Annotated in this window: 15 protein-coding genes; 4 read left to right on the top strand and 11 right to left on the bottom strand. The window is 69.1% G+C overall.

Going from position 1 to position 19,659, the window contains the following annotated elements:
* The first annotated feature begins 47 nt into the window (after positions 1 to 47).
* Positions 48 to 1,379 carry a condensation domain-containing protein gene (locus ACYQ78_RS32865; RefSeq protein ID WP_459804845.1) on the top strand — a complete coding sequence of 444 codons (1,332 nt, stop codon included), beginning with the start codon at positions 48 to 50 and terminating at the stop codon, positions 1,377 to 1,379.
* Positions 1,380 to 1,573: 194 nt separating this feature from the next.
* Here ACYQ78_RS32865 and gndA read toward each other — a convergent pair whose 3' ends face one another.
* On the bottom strand, positions 1,574 to 3,013 hold the full coding sequence (gene gndA / locus ACYQ78_RS32860; protein ID WP_459804844.1) for an NADP-dependent phosphogluconate dehydrogenase: 1,440 nt from the start codon (positions 3,011 to 3,013) through the stop codon (positions 1,574 to 1,576).
* A 26-nt stretch (positions 3,014 to 3,039) separates the two neighbouring features.
* The gene (locus tag ACYQ78_RS32855; RefSeq protein ID WP_459804843.1) at positions 3,040 to 4,263 is read right to left on the bottom strand and encodes a TIGR03118 family protein; all 1,224 of its coding nucleotides are present in this window, start codon (positions 4,261 to 4,263) and stop codon (positions 3,040 to 3,042) included.
* A 262-nt stretch (positions 4,264 to 4,525) separates the two neighbouring features.
* Between ACYQ78_RS32855 and ACYQ78_RS32850 the strand changes: the two genes are divergently transcribed.
* A complete protein-coding gene (locus tag ACYQ78_RS32850; RefSeq protein WP_459804842.1) occupies positions 4,526 to 5,371 on the top strand; it encodes a glycoside hydrolase family protein in 846 nt (281 codons plus the stop codon).
* Positions 5,372 to 5,512: 141 nt separating this feature from the next.
* Here ACYQ78_RS32850 and ACYQ78_RS32845 read toward each other — a convergent pair whose 3' ends face one another.
* Positions 5,513 to 6,466, bottom strand: a complete 954-nt coding sequence (locus tag ACYQ78_RS32845; RefSeq protein ID WP_459804841.1) for a sulfotransferase family protein — start codon at positions 6,464 to 6,466, stop codon at positions 5,513 to 5,515.
* A gap of 197 nt (positions 6,467 to 6,663) precedes the next feature.
* On the opposite strand from ACYQ78_RS32845, the gene ACYQ78_RS32840 reads away from it, so the two are divergent.
* Complete coding sequence (locus tag ACYQ78_RS32840; RefSeq protein WP_459804840.1) at positions 6,664 to 7,242, top strand: SH3 domain-containing protein; 579 nt, start codon at positions 6,664 to 6,666, stop codon at positions 7,240 to 7,242.
* On the opposite strand, the gene ACYQ78_RS32835 is transcribed toward ACYQ78_RS32840, so the two are convergent.
* The 3 genes from ACYQ78_RS32835 to ACYQ78_RS32825 all read right to left on the bottom strand — a co-directional run bounded on the left by ACYQ78_RS32835 (position 7,239) and on the right by ACYQ78_RS32825 (position 10,400).
* The gene (locus ACYQ78_RS32835) at positions 7,239 to 8,366 is read right to left on the bottom strand and encodes a YibE/F family protein (protein WP_459804839.1); all 1,128 of its coding nucleotides are present in this window, start codon (positions 8,364 to 8,366) and stop codon (positions 7,239 to 7,241) included. The genes ACYQ78_RS32840 and ACYQ78_RS32835 overlap by 4 nt on opposite strands.
* Before the next feature lie 16 nt (positions 8,367 to 8,382).
* Positions 8,383 to 9,504: a monooxygenase gene (locus ACYQ78_RS32830; RefSeq protein ID WP_459804838.1), complete on the bottom strand. Its 1,122-nt coding sequence runs from the start codon at positions 9,502 to 9,504 to the stop codon at positions 8,383 to 8,385.
* Positions 9,505 to 9,581: 77 nt separating this feature from the next.
* Positions 9,582 to 10,400, bottom strand: coding sequence for a LacI family DNA-binding transcriptional regulator (locus ACYQ78_RS32825; RefSeq protein ID WP_459804837.1), 819 nt, complete (start codon positions 10,398 to 10,400; stop codon positions 9,582 to 9,584).
* Positions 10,401 to 10,685: 285 nt separating this feature from the next.
* On the opposite strand from ACYQ78_RS32825, the gene ACYQ78_RS32820 reads away from it, so the two are divergent.
* Positions 10,686 to 12,062: a glycoside hydrolase family 16 protein gene (locus tag ACYQ78_RS32820; protein WP_459804836.1), complete on the top strand. Its 1,377-nt coding sequence runs from the start codon at positions 10,686 to 10,688 to the stop codon at positions 12,060 to 12,062.
* A 48-nt stretch (positions 12,063 to 12,110) separates the two neighbouring features.
* Here the strand turns inward: ACYQ78_RS32820 and ACYQ78_RS32815 are convergent, their stop codons facing one another.
* The 5 genes from ACYQ78_RS32815 to ACYQ78_RS32795 form a co-directional block, all read right to left on the bottom strand.
* A complete protein-coding gene (locus tag ACYQ78_RS32815) occupies positions 12,111 to 15,509 on the bottom strand; it encodes an alpha-L-arabinofuranosidase C-terminal domain-containing protein (RefSeq protein WP_459804835.1) in 3,399 nt (1,132 codons plus the stop codon).
* A gap of 67 nt (positions 15,510 to 15,576) precedes the next feature.
* The gene (gene yjfF, locus ACYQ78_RS32810) at positions 15,577 to 16,554 is read right to left on the bottom strand and encodes a galactofuranose ABC transporter, permease protein YjfF (RefSeq protein ID WP_459805078.1); all 978 of its coding nucleotides are present in this window, start codon (positions 16,552 to 16,554) and stop codon (positions 15,577 to 15,579) included.
* 5 nt (positions 16,555 to 16,559) lie between these two features.
* A complete protein-coding gene (locus ACYQ78_RS32805) occupies positions 16,560 to 17,591 on the bottom strand; it encodes an ABC transporter permease (RefSeq protein ID WP_459804834.1) in 1,032 nt (343 codons plus the stop codon).
* Between the two features lie 124 nt (positions 17,592 to 17,715).
* Positions 17,716 to 17,910, bottom strand: a complete 195-nt coding sequence (locus ACYQ78_RS32800) for a hypothetical protein (protein ID WP_459804833.1) — start codon at positions 17,908 to 17,910, stop codon at positions 17,716 to 17,718.
* Between the two features lie 100 nt (positions 17,911 to 18,010).
* Positions 18,011 to 19,516: a sugar ABC transporter ATP-binding protein gene (locus tag ACYQ78_RS32795; protein WP_459804832.1), complete on the bottom strand. Its 1,506-nt coding sequence runs from the start codon at positions 19,514 to 19,516 to the stop codon at positions 18,011 to 18,013.
* Between the last annotated feature and the right edge of the window lie 143 nt (positions 19,517 to 19,659).

Below are 19,659 nucleotides of genomic sequence, written 5' to 3'. Positions count from 1 at the left end.
TGAAACAGGACTTCTCCGCGATCATGGACGTGGGCCACAATCGCGGGATGACAGTGCCCGAACAGGCCGACAAGCGCCGCGCCCTCGTCGCCAAACTGCTGGCGCGCAAGGCCGCCCCGCAGGGGGTCACCCCGGTTCCGCGGGACGGCGCCCCGCTCCCGTGCTCCCACGAGCAGCGCCGCATCTGGCTGGCCCAGCAGTCCGACCCGGCCGCCGCGCCCAACGTGACGCTCGGCGTGGCCCTTTCGGGCCCTCTCGATCTCGTACGTCTCGCGAACGCCTTCACCGCGCTGATCAGGCGGCATGAGGTGTTCCGGACGACGTACACGGAGGTTCCGGAACAGGTCGTCCACGAGGCGCTGCCCGCACCCCTGGAGTACCTGGACCTCACCGGCCTGCCCGAGCAGGCGGCGCTCGACCTGGCACTGGATTTGGCGCTGGCGAAGAGCGGCGAGCGCTTCCCGGTCGGCGACGGGCCGCTGCTGCGGCTGACCGTGTTCCGGGTGGGCCCGGAGGAGTACCGGCTCTTCCTGGTGTGTCACCACATCGCCGCCGACGGCGGCTCGCTGGGCATCGTCGCCGACGACCTCGCCGCGCTCTACGCGGGTCTCGACCGGCCGGAACTCCCGATCCAGTACGCCGACTACGCCGTCTGGTCGGTGCGCCGCGCCGAGACGAGGATCGCCGAACGGCTCCCCTACTGGACCGATCTGCTGGGCGGCGCGCCCGGCCCGCTCTTCGAGGGCACCACCGGCGAGAAGACCACCAGGGCCGGGGCGACGGCCGCCGTCCGGGTGGGCAGGGAGACGGTCGACCGGCTGCGACGCCTGGGCGACGGGACGACGACGCCGTTCGTGGCGCTCTGCGCCGCCTACCTGACGCTGCTCCAGCGGATGACCGGGCGCCGAGATCTGGTCACCGGCATCGTGGCGGCCTCGCGCACGCGGCGTGAGCTGGAATCGGTCGTCGGCACGTTCGTCAACATGCTCCCGCTGCGCGTCGCGCTGCCCGCGGGGCAGGGGTTCCCGGCGCTGCTCACCAAGGTCAGGGAGGCCGCGGCGGGGGCGCTGGCCAACGAGATCCCCTTCGACACCCTGGTCTCGCGCGCGGGGGTGGCCCGGATCCCGGGCGTGCATCCGGTGTTCCAGACGTCGTTCATCCACCGCGACGACCCGAAGCCGCCCGCCACCTGGGAGGGCCTGACGGCCCGCGTGTGGGACCACGAGGTCGACGACGCCGCGCTCGACCTGATGCTGACCGCGACCCCGCGAGGGGAGGAGTACGAGCTCGCCTTCACGGGCAAACTTGACCGATTCTCCGCAGGTCAGGTCAAGAAGCTGCCGGTCGTCTTCCGCGAGTTGCTGGACGAACTTCGCTGACGAGCGCGGCACCCGCGCATTGGATCACGTGGGAGCGGGGGCGCGGTACCCGCGTCTCACTTACCGGTCCAGTCTTCAAAGCCCGAATGGCGCAAATGGGCAAAAGCGTGTGGGGGGCCGATGGGAATGGACACCGGCCCCCCACGCCAGAACGAGGGCCGGTGGTCAGGTCACCGGCACCCCGTGGGCTTCCTCTACGACTGCTGGCTCTCCGAGCGGTCGCCGCTCCAGTCGGTGTGGTAGACACCCTCGCGGTCGACGCGGTTGTAGGTGTGCGCACCGAAGAAGTCGCGCAGGCCCTGGATCAGGGCCGCCGGGAGCCGGTCGCGGCGCAGGCCGTCGTAGTAGGCCAGCGCCGAGGAGAACCCGGGCGTCGGGACGCCGATCGAGGCGGCCGTCGAGACGACCCGGCGCCAGGCGCCCTGCGCCTCGGCCAGCGCCTCCGCGAAGGACGGCGAGGCCAGCAGCGTCGGCAGCCCCGGGTCCTTGGCGTAGGCGTCACGGATGCGATCGAGGAAGCGGGCCCGGATGATGCAGCCGCCCCGCCAGATCGTGGCCATGTCGCCGAGCTTGAGGTCCCAGCCGAACTCCTTGGAGGCCGCGGCCATCTGGTCGAAGCCCTGGGCGTACGCCACGATCTTCGAGGCGAGCAGGGCCTGCCGGACGTCGTCCACCAGGGAGTAGTTCGGCGCCGAGCCGATCGGGCCTTCCAGGTCGCGGGCCGCCTGGCGACGGGTCACGTCACCCGACAGGCCGCGCGCGAAGACCGCCTCGGCGATGCCGGTGACCGGCACGCCGAGTTCGAGGGCGTTCTGGACGGTCCAGCGTCCGGTGCCCTTCTGCTCGGCGCGGTCGGCCACGACGTCCACGAAGGGACGGCCGGTCTTGGCGTCGACGTGACCGAGCACCTCGGCGGTGATCTCGATCAGGTAGGACTCCAGGTCACCCCGGTTCCACTCGGTGAAGATCTCCGCCAGCTCGCCCGGGGAGCGGCCGAGGGCCTGCCGGAGCAGGTCGTAGGCCTCCGCGATGAGCTGCATGTCGGAGTATTCGATGCCGTTGTGGACCATCTTGACGAAGTGGCCCGCGCCGTCGGCGCCGACGTGGACGCAGCAGGGCACCCCGTCGACCTTCGCCGAGATGTCCTCCAGGATGGGGCCGAGCGACCGGTAGGCCTCCGGCGACCCGCCCGGCATGATGCTGGGGCCGTTCAGGGCGCCCTCTTCGCCGCCGGAGATGCCGGTGCCGACGAAGTGGATGCCGCGCTCCTTCAGCGCGGCCTCACGCCGGCGGGTGTCGGTGAACAGGGCGTTCCCACCATCGACGATCATGTCGCCGGGCTCCATGTGTGCCGCCAGGTCCTCGATCACGGCGTCGGTCGACGGACCGGCCTTCACCATGATGATCGCCTTACGGGGCTTCGTGAGCGACGCCACGAACTCCGCCGTCGTGCCCGTCGCGATGAACGCGCCTTCTCCGGCGTGGTTCTCGACGAGCTCCTGCGTCTTGCTCTCGGTGCGGTTGTGCACCGCGACGACGTATCCGTGGTGGGCCAGGTTCCTCGCGAGGTTCCGGCCCATAACCGCGAGGCCCGTCACTCCGATGTCCGCCGTACCCAGAACGTTCTTGTCCATGCGCCGCTCCTATCCTTCCGGGCAGCTCAGTAGCTGTAGTTGCTGCCGCCCGCAGACGACGTCGGCGTAGTGCTCGCCGACGGTTTGGGCGTCGCCGCCGGCGAAGCCGACGGAGCCGATGCCGACCCGGCACCGGGCAGCGGCCCGGCGTCGGACGGCCTCAGCACGCCCAGGAGGCCGTGCTGGGCCTTGTCGATGCCCGCCGCGAACCATACAGAGTTCGTGCCGCCGTTCGCTTCGGTGCCCGGCTCCAGATCCCACAGGCCTTCCAGCACGATCGGCTGGTTGTTGGACGACTTCAGCGCGCCCAGCCAGCGACCCGAGCGGGCGTTGTAGGCGTTGACGTGCCCATCTCCGAAATTACCCACCAGAACGGCGCCGGCCAAGGCACCGAATCCGCGCGGCGCCTGGATCATCGCCCACGGCGCGTTGAGCGCGCCGCGCTGGGCGAAGCGGCCGAGGAAGCGGCCGTTGGCGGAGAATCGGGACACGAAGCCGTTACCCTTTCCGGGGACGGCCTTGCCGGTGGCGGGGTCGCGCTTGGCGTACGCGACCATGATCACGTTGCCGACGACTTCGACGTTGAACGGAGAGTAGTTGCTGGGCATGCGAGGGTCGCGGAACTGCGAGCGCGACAGCGCGACCCGGTCGAACTCCGAGTCGTAGACGTGCACGCGTCCGTGCGAGAACGAGGGGGCCAGCAGGAAGGAGCCCTTGTTGGTCTCCATCACCGCCAGGCCCTTGTAGTCGGCGTTCTTGGTGAACGCGGCGATGACCGCGTTCTTCGGGTTGACCTCGGCGTTCCACGCCGTGATCGCGCCCGACGGGCTGGCGAAGATGAACTGGGCCGGCTTGTCCTTGATCATGAACTCGTCGGTCGACGTGTTGATGACCTGGCCGGTGGGCGTGCCGCCCGGGATCGCGACTTCGGTCTGCTCCTTCTTGGCGTTGCCGGAGTAGACGGTCGCGACGCCGGTGCCGGCACCCGACACCCACAGCGTCTTGCCCATCGCCAGGCCCCAGGGGTTGACCAGCTTGGGGTCGGTGACGGCGGCCTTACCGGCGACATCGGAAACCAGGTTAACCTGGGCGTACCTGTTGGTCGCCGTCTTGGCGGCGGCCGGCTTGGCGGCGGTGACTGGCTTGGCCTGCGGGGCCGTCTGGGCAACTGTCTGGGCACTGGCGGGGATGCTCAAGGGGGTGCTCAGGACGAGCGTCCCGGCGGCGAGCACGGCGACGCGTGAACGCATCTGGTGGTCTCCTTCGAGGGCCTTCTCGGTGCATGACCTAAGGTGCTGGAGGTTCGCGAACTCCCCTTACGGGCCGAGATACGCGGGGTTCACCGGGAGGGTTCAGGGAAATATCACCGGCCTATAAACCCATTAAAAGGGTAGGTTTTGTCGAGTTAACGACCTGGCAAAGCCTCTTCGACCCTGCGACCTGGCTGTCTATGGTCGACATGTGATCCTTGGAGACTCCGGAATGTTCCTCCCTCAGCCCCAGCGTTCCGTCGTGGCGATCCCCCCGCCCGGAGACGGCCCCGGCTTCTGGGCCGGCGCCCCGAGCGCCGTCGTCACCCCCGACGGGACGATCTACCTGGCCTACCGGCTGCGCCGCCCGATCGGCGAGGGTCGCGGCTACGCGATCCAGATCGCCCGCTCGGACGACGGCGAACGCTTCGAGCCCGTCCTGACGATCACCAAAGACCAGATGCGGACCGAGTCGCTGGAGCGCCCCACGCTCGTGCTGACCCCGTCGGGCACCTGGCGGCTCTACCTGAGCTGCGCCACCTACGGAACCAAGCACTGGCGGGTCGAACTCCTGGAGGCGGGCCGCCCCGAGGACCTCGACCCGGCGACCGCCCACGTGGTCCTGCCCGGCGACCTGAAGACGGGCGTCAAAGACCCGGTGATCGTCCACCACGGCGGCCAGTGGCACCTGTGGGCCTCCTGCCACCCGCTGGAGATCCCCGAAGAGGCCGACCAGATGGTCACCGACTACGCCACCAGCCCCGACGGCCGCGACTGGACCTGGCACGGCACCGCCCTCGACCGCCGCCCCGGCACCTGGGACTCACGCGGCGTCCGCATCTCCGCGGTCCGCTTCACCGACGACGGCGTCCTGGCCTACTACGACGGCCGGGCCAGCGCGGCGGAGAACTACGAGGAGCGCACGGGCGTGGCCACGGGTCCCGACCCGTCGACCCTGACGGCGGTCGGCCTCCACCCGCACGCCCAGTCGCCCTACGGCGGCCTGCGCTACCTCGACATCCTCGACCTGCCGAACGGCGGCCAGCGCATCTACTACGAGTGGACCCGCCCCGACGGCGCCCACGACCTGCGCACGGAGCTGATTTAGCACGATCGCGCGGCCGCGCGGCGCAACTAGCCCGCGCGGCCGAAAAATGCGGCTACTTACCCGCGACCCGAATGCGGGACCACTTGCCCGCGCAAAAGCCGAGGGCCATAGCCCGCCGGCTCCCCGCCCTCAAAGCGTTGCCTACCTGGGCCGGCCGTTGCGCGCCTGGCCCTGGCCGTTGGGCCGGTGGCCGACCTGGCCGCCCGAACGGTCTCTCGGTCTGATCCAGTCGGAGAAGTCCTCCCCCGTCACCTCTTCGAGCAGCTTGATGTCGTCGGTGAAATACGCGATCAGCTCCTGGCGCTGCTCCCACGTCAGGGGCCGGCGGGCGCGGCCGTCGCGCTGGAGGACGCGGGCGAGCGGCGCGGTCAGCACCTGGCCGCCGAGCCTGTCTCCCACGCGCACCACCTGTGACAACACCTGGTGGAGCACCGTCTCGGGCGGGTGCACGGTCACGTTCTCGCGGGGGACCTCGGAGATCAGGCCGGTACGTACCCCGAGATGCCCGCAGATGCGGTCGAGCGTCTCCGCCGGGCGGTCGAGCAGGTCCCGGTAGCGGAAGACGAGCACCTGCTCCTCGGTGAACAGGTCGTAGAGGTCGCGCAGCTGCTCGCCATATTTGCCCAGGCCCACGTAGTGCCAGAAGGGCGCCCATCCGGCGGCGATCCGCTCGGACTCGCGGGCGCAGGCCTCGACGACGTCCCCCACGGGCTCCAGGCCCGCCGACCACAGGTGGGTCCAGTTCGAGTGGGCCCGCTCGACCGGGTCGCGGATCACCACGATCAGTCTGACGTCGGGGATCAGGTCCTTGATGCGCCGCTGGGCGTCCCGGTCGTACAGGTAGAACGGGGTCGACTCACCGTTCAGGTAGCCGGGCCGGAACAGGGCCTCGTAGTCGGCGCGGCGCCAGACGTGCTCCCGGTAGGTCTCCGCGTCGCCGGGGCCGCCCCGGTCCGGCGGCGGGCCGTCGGACAGGAAGAACTTGGGCTCCTTCACGCCGGAAAGCCACAGGTCGGGGTGGGCGGTGAGCGCGGCGTGCAGGGCGGTCGTGGCGGCCTTCGGGGCCCCGATGACCAGGAAACCGGGCAGAGTCACGATAATCCTCCACTTTTCCTACAAACTTAGTATGGAATCGAGCCTCCTTCAACGTCCCGGCCCTTCCCACGGTACGGACCCTGCACCGGCGGTTGGCAACCAGATTCACTCCAAGGTATTCACAACTTGTAATCAAGTGATTACTATGAGTAGTAACAGCAGGTCAAAAGCCTGCCTGGTACGTAAGGAGTGAGATCATGGATCTCGTCAAGCCCGCCGCCGTCGTCGCGGCGACCGTGTTCTGCCTGGCCCTCCCGGCCGACGCGAGCACCGGCCACCCCCAGGGGCCCTCCCGCACCACCGCCCCGGCGGTCACCGCCGCCCCCTCCACCGTCCACGCCGGGCAGGCCATCCGGCTGCGCACCAAGGCGTGCGCCACCCGGCCCGGTTACGCCTACTCGCCCGCCTGGGGGCGCAGCGTGACCCTGCTGCCCAACGGTGTTCGGGCGGCCGGCACCGCCACGGTCTGGGCGGGCACCAAGCCCGGCACCTACTCGATCTCGGTGGCCTGCCAGGGCCAGCTCTATCCGACCGCGTTCGGCTACCTGACGGTCGTGGCCGCCGGGACCTCGGTGAAGTACCGGGTCCAGCACGTACGTAAGGGCAGCCATCTCAACGTGCGCTCGGGCCCCGGCCTGAAGCACAAGGTGGTCGGCAAGCTCAAGTGGAAGTCGACCGTCCAGGGTTCCCCGGTCAAGACCCGCGGCTGGGTCAAGATCACCAAGAAGGACGGCACCACCGGCTGGTCGTACGGCTACTACCTGCGCCGCGCCTAGCCGTTCACCATATCGCGGGCCCGTTCGGGAACGTCCCCGGCCGAACGGGCCCGCCCCCGGCAGGTCAGCGCCGCCAGTGCCGTCGTGATCGGCACCGCCGCGATCAGCCCGAGAGTGCCCACGATGCTCCGCACGAGTTCCTGCGCGACCACCGGCCCGGTCAGCACCTCACCCAGGGGCTCGTTTCCGATGCTGATGAGCAGCAGCAGCGGGAGGGACGCACCGGCGTACGCGAGCACGATCGTGTTGATGACCGAGGCGATGTGCGCCCGCCCGACCCGGGTCGCGGCCCGGTAGAGCTCCCGGCCCGTGTACCCGGGGTTGGCGTGGGCGAGTTCGGCCACCGTCGCGGCCTGGGTGACCGTGACGTCGTCGAGCACGCCGAGCGAGCCGATGATGATGCTCGCCAGCAGCAGCCCTTCCGTGTTGATCTGGTAGTTCGTCCCGAGCAGCCACGAGCTGTCGTCGCTCACGCCGGTCAGGTGGGCCCCGTCGATGGCCAGCAGCGAGAGCAGGCCCGTGAGGGCCAGGCTGACCAGGGTGCCGATCACGGCGACCGAGGTGGGCACGGAGACGCCGTGGGTGACGTACAGGACGATCAACATGATCGCCGCCGCGCCGACGACGGCGACCAGCAGGGGCGAGGCCCCGGCCAGGATGGCCGGGAGCACGAACGTGAGCAGCAGGCCGAACGTGATCGCGAGCCCGGCCAGCGCGGTGAGCCCCCGCCAGCGCCCGAAGGCGACCACCGCCAGCGCGAACGCCGCCCCGAGCAGCCACAGCGACGACGACCGGTCGTGGTCGGAGACGGCGTAGGTGCCGTCCTGCAGGTCGAGCACGACGACCGCGTCGCCGTCGGCGAAGGTGGCCGATCCTGGCGCGGTCGGCAGCATCGCGCGGACCTGGTGGTAGATCGAGAACTCGACGGTCGCCGTCTCGCCGGAGATCGAGGTGATCGTCCCCTTCAGCTCCGGCAGCCGGGGCTCCTGCGCCTTCTTCACGTCGCCGGGCCACAGGACGACGAGCGCGACCAGCGTCGCGACCGCCAGCGGCACGATGACGGCCAGCACGGCCCAGACGGTCTTGCGGTCGGCGGGCGCGACCGGCCCGTGCGAGTGCCCCATGGCCCGAGAGGCTAGCTCAGGTCGACATGATGGCGACCCCCAGGCACATCTCGTCGGCGGTCCCCTCGCCCCAGACGACGTAGCGCGGCTCCTCCTTCTCGAACTGCGGCAGCATCGAGCGGAGCTTGGCGTCGTGGGTGCACGTCACCCTGACCGTGTCGCCCTTCTTCACCTCCACGGGGGTGGCGAGCGGCTGGAGCGCCTGGTTGTCGAAGTTGTAGTCGGGGACGTCGAGCAGCGTCTTGGCGTCCGGCGTGCCGGGGTTGAGCTCGACCTTGATCGAGCGCCCGAGCAGGTGCATGTGGCCGGTCAGCGCGTGCAGCGTGCCCGGCTCCCGGACGGGCATGTCGCAGTGCTGGGTCGGCCCCGGCTTCACCGGGCCGCACAACTGCGCGAGGCCGTCGGGGGTCGACTCCGACTCGGGCCCGAACCGGCGGCCGATGTCCTTCACGGCGGCGGCGCGGTCACACAGCGGCCCCGACTCCTGGTCGGTGCACGGCAGTTCGACCGCCGCGGGGAACAGCGCGGTGCCGAGCGGTTCGAGCTGCTTGTCGCTCACCCTCAGCCGGATCGCCGACTGGTCGGGGCCGCTCCCCGCCCGGGTGTTGTAGTGGACCTGCATGACGAGCTGGCTCCCCGGCGGGACCGGGTGCCCGTATTTCGGGTCGAGCAGGGTCTCGTTGGTGCCGGGCGCCCAGTGGGCCACCCATCCGGCCTGGCGGACCCCCGCGTCGGCGAAGCAGGTCCAGCCCTGGCCGGGCGCGTCGGCGTCCAGCTTCTTCGCCTCGGCGACCTGCTCGGGCGAGAGCCGGAAGAAGATCGCGTGGTGGACGACGGCGGTGTTCAGCGGCTGGAACTGCGCGCCGGTCAGGAACCCGCTGCCTTCCGTGCCGGGGTCGATGAGGAAGCACCGGTAGTCGTCGGACCCGCCGTTGGGTCCCTTGGGGGTGTACGGCTCGGCCATCGTCAGCGTGACGAACCGCTCGCCGTCGCGTAGCGGAGCCGGCTTCTCCTCTGCGTTCGTGTGGCCGTGCTTGGGAGTGGCGGCCGGCGGCGCCGCTTTCTCCGTGGTGGTGCCACAGGCCGCGAGCGCGCCCAACAGGACGAGCGCGGCCGTCGTTCCCCAGAGTCGCTTCATACCTTCCACGCTGGCGTACCCGGCGCCATGTGGATCTCCTTCTTTCGGAGGTGGAGCTCCTACGTTCGGATGGCCTGTTACGTCGACTCTCGGATGACGAGCTCGGCCGGCAGCACGATCGAGGCGAGCGGGCCGCCGCCCATCCGGTCGACCAGCAGCCGGGTCATCGCACCGACCTGTTCGGCCACCGGATGGCGCACGGTCGTGAGCGGCGGATGGGTGAACCTGGCCGCCTCGAAGTCGTCGTAGCCCGCCACGGCCACGTCGTCGGGGACCCGCCGACCGGCCCTGCGCAGCGTCTGGAGGGCGCCGATGGCCATCAGGTCGTTGGCGGCGAAGACGGCGTCCACATCCGGGTCGGTGCGCAGCAGCCGGGCCATCGCCTCCGCGCCCGAATGGCGGGTGAAGTCGCCGAAGACGACGCACGGCGGCTGCCCGGCGTCGGCCATCGAGCCGTGGTAGCCGGTCAGCCGGTCCTGGCCGGCGATCATGTCGGGCGGCCCCGCGATGGTGGCGATCTTCCGGCGGCCGCGGTTGAGCAGGTGGTTGACGGCCAGGCGGGCGCCCGAGGGGTTGTCGCTGTCGGCGTACCCGATCGGGCAGGGGGCGGCGGGCCGTCCGTACGACACGACCGGCACCCCGATCCGGTCGATGGCGCCGGGAAGCGGGTCGGTGTCGTGCATCGAGACGAGCATGACGCCGTCGACGTGGCCGCCCGCGACGTAGCGCTCGATGCGCGCGGAGCTGTCCGGACCGGTCCCGAGCATGAGCACGACCTGGCGGTCGACGTGCCCGAGCTCCCGGCTGACCGACCGGCTCACCAGGGCGAAGAGCGGGTCCTCGGAGAAGACCCGGGACAGCGGTTCCCCGACCACCAGCGCCACGGAACCACGCACGGCGGCCACCCTTCCAGAGACAACGTAGAGAGCGATTTCCTGCACAGGCTGGCCCTCATCGCAGATGGCGTCAAGGCCCAAACTTTTCCGAGAGAGCGCTCTCAAAAATCTCACCGGACCTCTTGACCGCCGTGAGACGGGCGGAGCACAGTGTCGCTCAGATCGATCCGCCGACGCGGCGTCATCCCCACCCCGCCAGGGGCCGTCTACCAGCGGCCCTCCCGCGAGGCTGCCCGGGACCGTCACCGGCGCCGCCCGGTCGCGGATCAGAAACGAGGATCCACCATGTTCAAACGATTACTCCTGCCGCTCCTGGCGGTCGCGGTCGCGGCCACGACCCTGGCCGGCATCCCGGCCGCCGCGTCGGTGCCGTCGACGCCGTCGGGCTGGTCGCTGGTCTGGGCCGACGACTTCACCGGCTCCGCCGGCTCGCTGCCGTCGTCGTCGAACTGGATCATCGACACCGGCTACGGCTACTCGGGCGGCCCGTCCAACTGGGGCACCGGGGAGATCCAGCAGTACACGAGCAACACCCAGAACCTCAGCCTCGACGGCAGCGGCAACCTGCGCATCACCCCGATCAAGGCGAGCAACGGCTCCTGGACGTCGGGCCGCGTCGAGACCCGCCGCGCCGACTTCAAGCCGGCGGCCGGGGGGATCCTGCGCATCGAGGGCCGGATCCAGATGCCCAACGTGACCGGCGCCTCGGCGATGGGCTACTGGCCCGCGTTCTGGTCGCTCGGCGCGCCCTACCGGGGCAACTACTGGAACTGGCCCGGCATCGGCGAGCTCGACATCATGGAGAACGTCAACGGGGTGAACGCCGTCTGGGGGACCCTGCACTGCGGCGTCAACCCGGGCGGGCCGTGCAACGAGACCAACGGGCTCGGCGCCAGCCGGGCGTGCCCGAACCCCAGCTGCCAGTCGGCGTTCCACACGTACCGGCTCGAATGGGACCGCAGCGTCTCGCCGAACCAGATCCGCTGGTACGTCGACGGCATCCAGTTCTTCGGCGTCAACCAGAGCCAGTTCGACGCGACGACCTGGTCGAACATGACGAACCACAACGGCTACTTCCTGCTCCTGAACGTGGCCATCGGCGGCGCCTTCCCGAACGGCGTGGCCGGCTACTCCACTCCCACGTCTTCGACCGTGTCAGGTAAGCCGATGCTGGTCGACTACGTGGCGGTCTGGCACAGCGGCGGCACGACCAACCCGAGCCCGACGCCGACACCCACGTCGGGTACCGGCGTCAACGCCCGCTCGACCATCCAGGCCGAGGCCTACCAGGCCCAAAGCGGCACCGCATTGGAGACGACCACCGACGCGGGTGGCGGCCAGAACGTCGCCTACATCTCCAACGGCGACTACCTGCGCTACGACAACGTCCAGTTCGGCACGTCGGCGGCCACCCAGTTCAAGGCACGAGCGGCCTCGGGGACGGCCGGCGGGGTGAGCGGCCTGATCCAGGTGCGCCTCGACAGCCCGACCGCGACCCCCATCGGCAGCATCTCGGTGGGGAACACCGGCGGCTGGCAGACCTGGCAGACCATCCCCGCCAACATCAGCGGGGTGACCGGGACCCACACGGTCTACCTGACCTTCAGCAGCGGCCAGCCGGCCGACTTCGTGAACCTGAACTGGCTCACGTTCTCGAACTGACCGGCTAGAGGGGTGGGCCTCGGCGCGGCCCACCCCTTTCTTCTGTGGCTACGAGCGTTCGCTGAACCGGATGAAGACGACGGAACGGGCCGGGAAGTCGTAGGTGAAGGCGTTGGAGAACCCGCCGACCTGGCGTTCCACCGGCGCGATCCTGGTCGGATCGGCGAGGGAGTTGACGTCGCCGGCGTCGCCGGTGAGCGTGGTCACCCGGGCCGTCGGGCCGACGCGGGCGCCGTCCAGGCGGACCGTGCTCCGCACGCCGGTGTCCTGCGCGTTGACCACCTTGAGGGTGACGTGTCCTTCGCCGTCGCGGGAGACCACCTGGTAGAGCGGTTCGACGGCGGAACTGTCGACGAACTCGTTCACCTTCTGGCCGTCGATCCAGGTGGTGACCTTACGTCCGGACACCTGGATCTTGATCTTGTAGTCGCGGCCGGTCTGCACGGTGGTGGTGGAGGTGGCGATCGACGTCTTGCCGCCGTTCACCGACTTCTCGATGGCCGACTGGGTGTTGTTCCAGCCGCCGACGTTCCACCAGTAGAAGTTGCCGGTGTCCTTCACGCCGAACGAGACCAGGAAGCCCTCGGCGCCGCCGGTCTTCCTGGCGGTCACCTCCATCGTGTAGTTCGACCAATCGGGCGAACCGGCGGTCGACCGGGCGTCGGTGGCGTTACCGGTCTGCACGTAGGCGCCGTTCTGCACCGACCACGCCCCGGTGGTCGCGGTCCACCGGCCCGCTCCCCCGGAGAAGTCCTCGGTGAACAGCACCTCTCCGTCGTCGCCGGTGACCGTGACGTCGTCGTACCGGACCTGGGTGTTCCAGGAGCCGAGCCCGATGCCGCCCGCGATGTCCGCCTCGGCTCTGGTCTCGCCCTCGAAGGTGCTGGGCTGGATCCGCTCGCCGACATTGGTGGAGAACATCTTCTGTACGTAGTAACTCGGCGAGCCGTAGAGCTGGTCGTTGTCGAACCAGATGAGGTCGGGCGTCCAGTTCACGTAGTCGACGTTCGACAGCAGCGGGGCGTAGGAGGCCAGCTCGACCACGTCGGAGTTGCGTTCGATCCCGGTCATGTACGACGCCTCGGCCAGCGCGTTGAAGAAGGTGTTGCCGCGCGAGGCGTACTCACCGATGAAGACCTTGGGGCCCTCGCGGTCGTAGGAGTCGTACCGCCGGTTGTTCGACAGGAACCAGCCCGGGTCGTTGTAGTAGTGCTCGTCGACCAGGTCGGCCTTCTGGTCGCGGGCGAACTGCCAGAGCCGGTCGAACCAGGTGCCCTGGGAGGTCTGGCCCGAGTTCGTGAGGATCTTGATGTCGGGATACTCGGCGCGGATCGCGGCGGCGAACTTCGGATAAGTGGTGAAGAAGTACTCGTCGGTCTCCTCGTTGCCGAGGCCGACGTACTCCAGGCCGAAGGGTTCCGGGTGGCCCATGGCGGCGCGCCTGGCGCCCCACTCCGAGGTGACGGGACCGTTGGCGAACTCGATCAGGTCGAGGGTGTCCTGGACGTACCTGTCGAGTTTCTGCTGGTCGGTCAGGCGCAGGTTGACACCGCAGGCGTTCACGCCGACCGACTGGACCGGCAGCGGTTCGGCGCCGAGGTCCTCGGCGAACTGGAAGTACTCGTAGTAGCCGATCCCGTACGTCTGGTTGTAGCCCCAGAAGTTGAAGTTGGCCGGCCGTTCCTCGACCGGTCCGATGGTCTCCTTCCACTGGTACATGCGGCGGCGGCCACCGCTCTCGGCGTAGGTGTCGTAGGTGCCGACGTTGGTCACGCAGCCGCCGGGGAAGCGGAGGAACCGGGGCTTCAGGTCGGCGATCTTCTCCGCCAGGTCCTTGCGCATGCCGTTCTTGCGGCCCTCGAAGGTGTCCTTGGGGAACAGCGAGACCATGTCGAGGTCGACGCGGCCCGCCGGGGCCTGGACGACCAGCCGCGCGGCGTCGGTGGTGCCGGTGGCCTTGAACGAGGCGGTGTACCTGGTCCAGTCACCGGCCCGCAGCCGCAGCGTCGCCTCGCCGAGCACGGCGCCGCCGTTCTCCACGGTGACCGCGAGCGCCCCGCCGGTCGCCCGCCTGGCCCAGAGCGACAGCTCGTACCGCTCGCCCTCCTTGACGGCCAGGCCCCGGTTGAACCCGGCGTTGCTCACTCCGGCGGTGCCGGTTCCGGTGACGTCCAGCCGCAGGTAGGTGCGGTTGTTGGAGTTCAGCGGCGCCTCGGTGGAGACGGCGGCGACCGCGGTGGCACCGCGCTCGACCCTGCTCCAGGCGGTCAGCCCGTTGTAGGAGGCGTTGTCCTGGTTGTTGAACTCGAAGGAGCGGTTCTGGACGAGTTCGGCGTACAGACCGCCGTCGGCGGCGTGGTTGATGTCCTCGTAGAACACGCCGTAGAGGTTGGGGCTGACCTCGGTGCCCTGGGCCCCGGTGTCGACGGTGAGGTCGCCGCCGGTGAAGCCCTCGACGGCGAACTTCGTCGCGGCCTCGCCGGTGACCAGCAGGCCCTCGCTGACCGCGACGTTCGCGTCGCCGGAGGACAGCATGACCTTGCCGCCACCGGCGTCGGTGATCTGGAAGACCGAGCCGGTCGCGCTCAGCCGCACCTGGCCTCCCACCTCCAGGTACTTCCCGGACGCGGCGTCCTTGAGCGCCACGCCGCCCGCCCGGGTCTCGGCGGTCAGCAGCAGGCCCGTGTTCGGGACCTGCGTCGCGGCCCGGACCACTCCGGTGGCGTCGGCCGTCAGGTAGGGCGCCGTCTTGGCCCGGAGGGTGAACCGCCCCTCGGGGGTCACCGGCTGTCCCGGGCTGGCCTTGACGGCGAAATAGTCGAAGTCGACGCGGATCGGGGTGCCGTTGGTGGCCGAGAAGCCGAACAGCCCGACCTGCTTCACGTCGAGGGCGGCGGTCGTGCGGGCGGCCTCCGCCCAGGCCTCGCCGGTCCAGTAGGAGGAGACGAAGACGTCGCCGGTCCTGGCCAGTTTGAGGGTCTCGCTCGTGGAGCCGGGCATGGGCGCCAGGCTCGCCCGGTAGAGGGCGCCGACCTCGGTCCCGGTCTCGATCACCGCGCCGTTGACGTTGGCCAGCCCCGCGCGCACGTAGTTGTCCCAGTCCTGCCAGGCCAGCAGCCCTCCGGCCTGGTAGTTGAGCGCGACCGGGGCGTTGACCCTGGTGACCACCTCGAAGTCACCGGCCGGGATGTCGACGAGGAAGAGGTTCCTGGCGCTGTTCTGCGCCTGGTAGGTGTCACCGGTCGAGGTGTCGAGATGGAGTGCGCTCCCCGACAGCGACCAGCGGGAGTCGTCCGGTGCCAGTACCGTCCAGTCCGGTCCCAGGGTGGTGCCGTCGAACTGGTCGACGACGGCCCCCACGGGGATCGGATCGGCCGCCGCGGTCGCGGACTGCGGCGGCGCCAACGTACTGATCAGGAGTAACGCGGCTAAAGCGGCTCGTCTCAACGTGACGCTCCCTTGTGTTATCGCTAACATTTGCCCGGTCGGCGACGGGGCCGGCGCCTTGGTCCCGTCAGTGGCGTGACCGCCCTGCGATGAGGCGCTGGAGAAGGATGAAGATCAGGAGCAGCAGGCCGATGACGATCTTGGTCCACCACGAGGAGAGGGTGCCCTCGAAGCTGATCACCGTCTGGATCAGCCCGAGCACCAGCACACCCAGGACGGTCCCGAGCAGGTAGCCCGACCCGCCGGTCAGCAGGGTCCCGCCGATGACGACCGCGGCGATGGCGTCCAGTTCCATCCCGACGGCGTGCAGCCCGTAGCCGGACAGCATGTAGAACGACAGCAGCAGCCCGCCGAGCGCGGAACACAAGCCCGAGATGGTGTAGACGACGATCTTCGTCCGGGCGACGGGGAGGCCCATCAGCAGTGCTGACTGCTCGTTGCCGCCGACCGCGTAGACGTTCCGGCCGGTGCGGGTGTAGTGCAGCGTGTACGTCGCCACCAGCACCACCGCCAGCGCGATCAGCACGCTGGGGTTGATCCACATGCCCGGCCCGAGCGGGATCTGGGTCTGCGCGACGGCGGTGAAGGTCGGGTCGGTGATCGGGATCGAGTCGGTGCCGATCGTATAGCACAGCCCTCTGGCCAGGAACATGCCGGCCAGGGTGACGATGAACGGCTGGATCTCGAAGTAGTGGATGATCGCGCCCATCGCCGCCCCCAGCAGCCCGCCGATCCCCAGGACCAGCAGGATCACCAGGAAAGAGGGTGTCGATGGGAGCAGTGAGGCGCTGATCATCGTGGTGAGTGCGACCACCGATCCGACGGACAGGTCGATGCCGCCGGTGAGGATCACGAACGTCATCCCGACCGCCACGACCAGAAGGAAGGCGTTGTCGATGAAGACGTTGAGAATGACCTGGCCGGACGCGAACCCCTCATACCGGATGCCGCCCGCGATGAACATCGCGGCGAACAGGGCTGCGGTGACCAGGACCGGCAGGTAGTTGCGTGGCAGGGTGCGGGGCAGTGCGCGCGGCAGTGTCATGGTTTTCACGAGGCCACCGTCACTTTCTCGTCGGCCTTGACCGCGGGTGTGGCCGGTTTTCTGCGTTGGCGGAAGACCTTGGCGCGGAAGGCGGGCGACTGGAGGAGGCAGACGATCGTCACGACCAGCGCCTTGAACAGCAGCGTCGTCTCGGGCGGGACACCGATGGAGTAGATCGTCGTGGTGAGCGTCTGGATGATGAGCGCGCCCAGGACCGTGCCGCTGAGGGAGAAGCGGCCGCCTGCGAGGGAGGTGCCGCCGATGACGACGGCGAGGATGGCGTCGAGTTCGATCCACAGGCCGGCGTTGTTGCCGTCGGCGCTGGACACGTTGGAGCTGATCATCAGTCCGGCGATGCCTGCGAGCAGGGCGCAGAAGGCGTAGACGACGATGAGGATCCCGCGCGAGCGGATCCCCGACAGACGGCTGGCCTCGGCATTGCCGCCGACCGACTCGATCAGCAGACCCAGTGCCAGGCGGCGGGTGAAGAACGCGGTGAGGGCGAGGACGGCGGCGACGACGATGATCCCGAAGGGGAGGGTCAGCCAGTAGCCGCCGCCGATGAGCTTGTAGGGCTCGCTGTTGATCGTGATGATCTGCCCGTCGCTGATCAGCTGGGCCAGACCGCGTCCGGCGACCATCAGGATCAGGGTCGCGATGATCGGCTGGATCCCGATGACCGCGACCAAAACACCGTTACCCACACCCAGCACGACAGCCAATGCCAGGGCGATGCCCATCGCTCCCAGAACTCCGCCGACCGAGTCCTGGGAAGAGAGGGTGCTGATCTGCAGGCAGGCCATGGCGCCGGAGATGGCCACGACGGAGCCGACCGACAGGTCGATGCCGCTGGTGGCGATGACCAGGGTCATGCCGAGGGCGACCAGGATCAGCGGGGCGCCGAAGCGGAAGATGTCGATGAGGCTGCCGTAGAGGTGGCCGTCTTTGATCTCGATCTGGAAGAAGTGGTCGGTGAAGATCAGGTTGACCAGCAGCAGCGCGGCCAGCATGCCCACCGGCCAGGCAAGGCGCTTCATGCGACCACCACACGTTGCGACCGCATCAACCGGGTCATTCCACCGGTCAGTCGGCGATCGCGCCCACCAGCACGTCCGCCATCGGGAAGTTCGGCCATCACACGCTGCAGCCACATCGGTCGGCTCATCTGGCCGCTCCGCTCGCGATCGTTTCCATGAGCACGTCCGTCGTGAGGTTCTCGTTCTTGGGGAGTTCAGCAACGCCACTCTGCGGCCGCACCAGCGGATTCATCTGACCGCTCCGCTGCGCATCCGTCGTCAGGTTCACGTTCTTGGGGAGTTCGGCAACGCCACACTGCGGCCGCATCAATGGATTCATCTGACTGCTCCGCTCGCGGTCGTCTCCACGAGCACATCCGTCGTCAGGATGTCGTCATTGGAGAGTTCGGCGACACCACACTGCGGCCGCATCAACGGGTTCATCTGACCGCTCCGCTGGCGATCGTTTCCATCAGCGCATCCGTCGTCAGGCTCTCGTCGTTGGGGAGTTCGGCGACCACGCGCCGGTCGCGCAGGACGGCGACCTTGTGGCTGAGCCGCAGCACTTCGTCGAGTTCGGCGGAGATGAACAGGACCGCCATTCCGCCGTCGGAGAGTTCGACCACGAGTTTCTGGATCTCGGCCTTGGCGCCGACATCGATGCCCCGGGTGGGTTCGTCGAGGATGAGCAGCTTGGGTTCGAGGATCAGCCAGCGGGCCAGGAGGACCTTCTGCTGGTTTCCGCCCGACAGGTTGCGGATCAGCATCTCGGGGTTGGCCGGGCGGATGTTGAGCGCCTTGATGTACTTGGCGACCAGCTCGTCCTGCTTCTTACGCGGCACCGGGCGGCTCCAGCCGCGCGCGGCCTGCAACGCCAGGATCAGGTTCTCCCGCACCGTCAGCTCGGGGACCAGGCCCTCTTCGCGGCGGTTCTCCGAACAGAACGCCACACCCTTGGCCATCGCGGCACGCGGGGTGCGGAGGGCGACCTGGTCACCGCCGATCCGGACCGTGCCGGTCGCGGCGTGGTCGGCGCCGAACAACAGGCGCGCGATCTCGGTGCGGCCCGAACCGAGCAGCCCGGCCAGGCCGACCACTTCGCCTTTGTGGATGGTCAGCGAGAAGGGTGCCACCTTCCCGCCAAGCTCCTGAGCTTCGACGAGGGTGTCGGAAACGCGGGCCGGAGGGCGTTCGTCCAGGCGCTCCAGCACCGCCAGCTCGCCGCCGATCATTTTCGCGACCAGTTCGACCTGGGGCAGTTCGGCGGTGACGTACTCGCCGACGAGACGGCCGTTGCGCAGGATGGTCATGCGGTCGGCGATCTCGTAGATCTGGTCCAGGAAGTGCGAGACGAACAGGATCGCGATGCCCTGTTCCTTCAGCCGCCGCATCACGCGGAACAGCTGGGCGACCTCACCGGCGTCCAAAGAGGAGGTCGGTTCGTCGAGGATCAGCACCCGGGCGTCGATGTCGATGGCCCGCGCGATCGCGACCATCTGCTGGATCGCCAGGGAGTAGGAGCTGAGCGGCTTGGACACGTCGATCGACAGGTCCAGTCTCCGCAGAAGCTCGAAAGCCCGGCGGCGCATCTCACGCCACGCGATGCGGCCGAACCTGCGCGGCTCGCGACCGATGAAGACGTTCTCGGCGACCGACAGGTTCCGGCAGAGGTTGACCTCCTGGTAGACCGTGCTGATGCCGGCCTTCTGGGCCTCCAGCGGACCGGCGAACGCCACACGGGTGCCGCCCAGTTCGATCTCACCGGCGTCGATCGAGTAGACCCCGGTCAGGACCTTGATCAGGGTCGACTTCCCGGCGCCGTTCTCGCCCATGAGCGCGTGCACTTCACCCGGGAGCAGCCGGAAGTCCACGCCGTCGAGGGCCCGGACACCCGGGAACTCCTTGCCGATCCCCGTCATGCGCAGGATCGGGGCCGTGTCGGCCATGCGCGCTCCTTCATTCGGGCGGGCCGCCCCGTTCGCAGATCGGGGCGGCCCAAGAGGGTGGTTCTCAGTACTGGCGGGTGGGCAGGGCCGTCTTGGCCTGCTCCTGGGTGAAGGTGGTCTCCTCGGTGACGACCCGCGTCGGG

The organism is Herbidospora sp. RD11066, from assembly GCF_054661255.1.
Note: the sequence above shows the minus strand (reverse complement) of the source record. Positions and strands in the feature narration are given on the sequence as shown.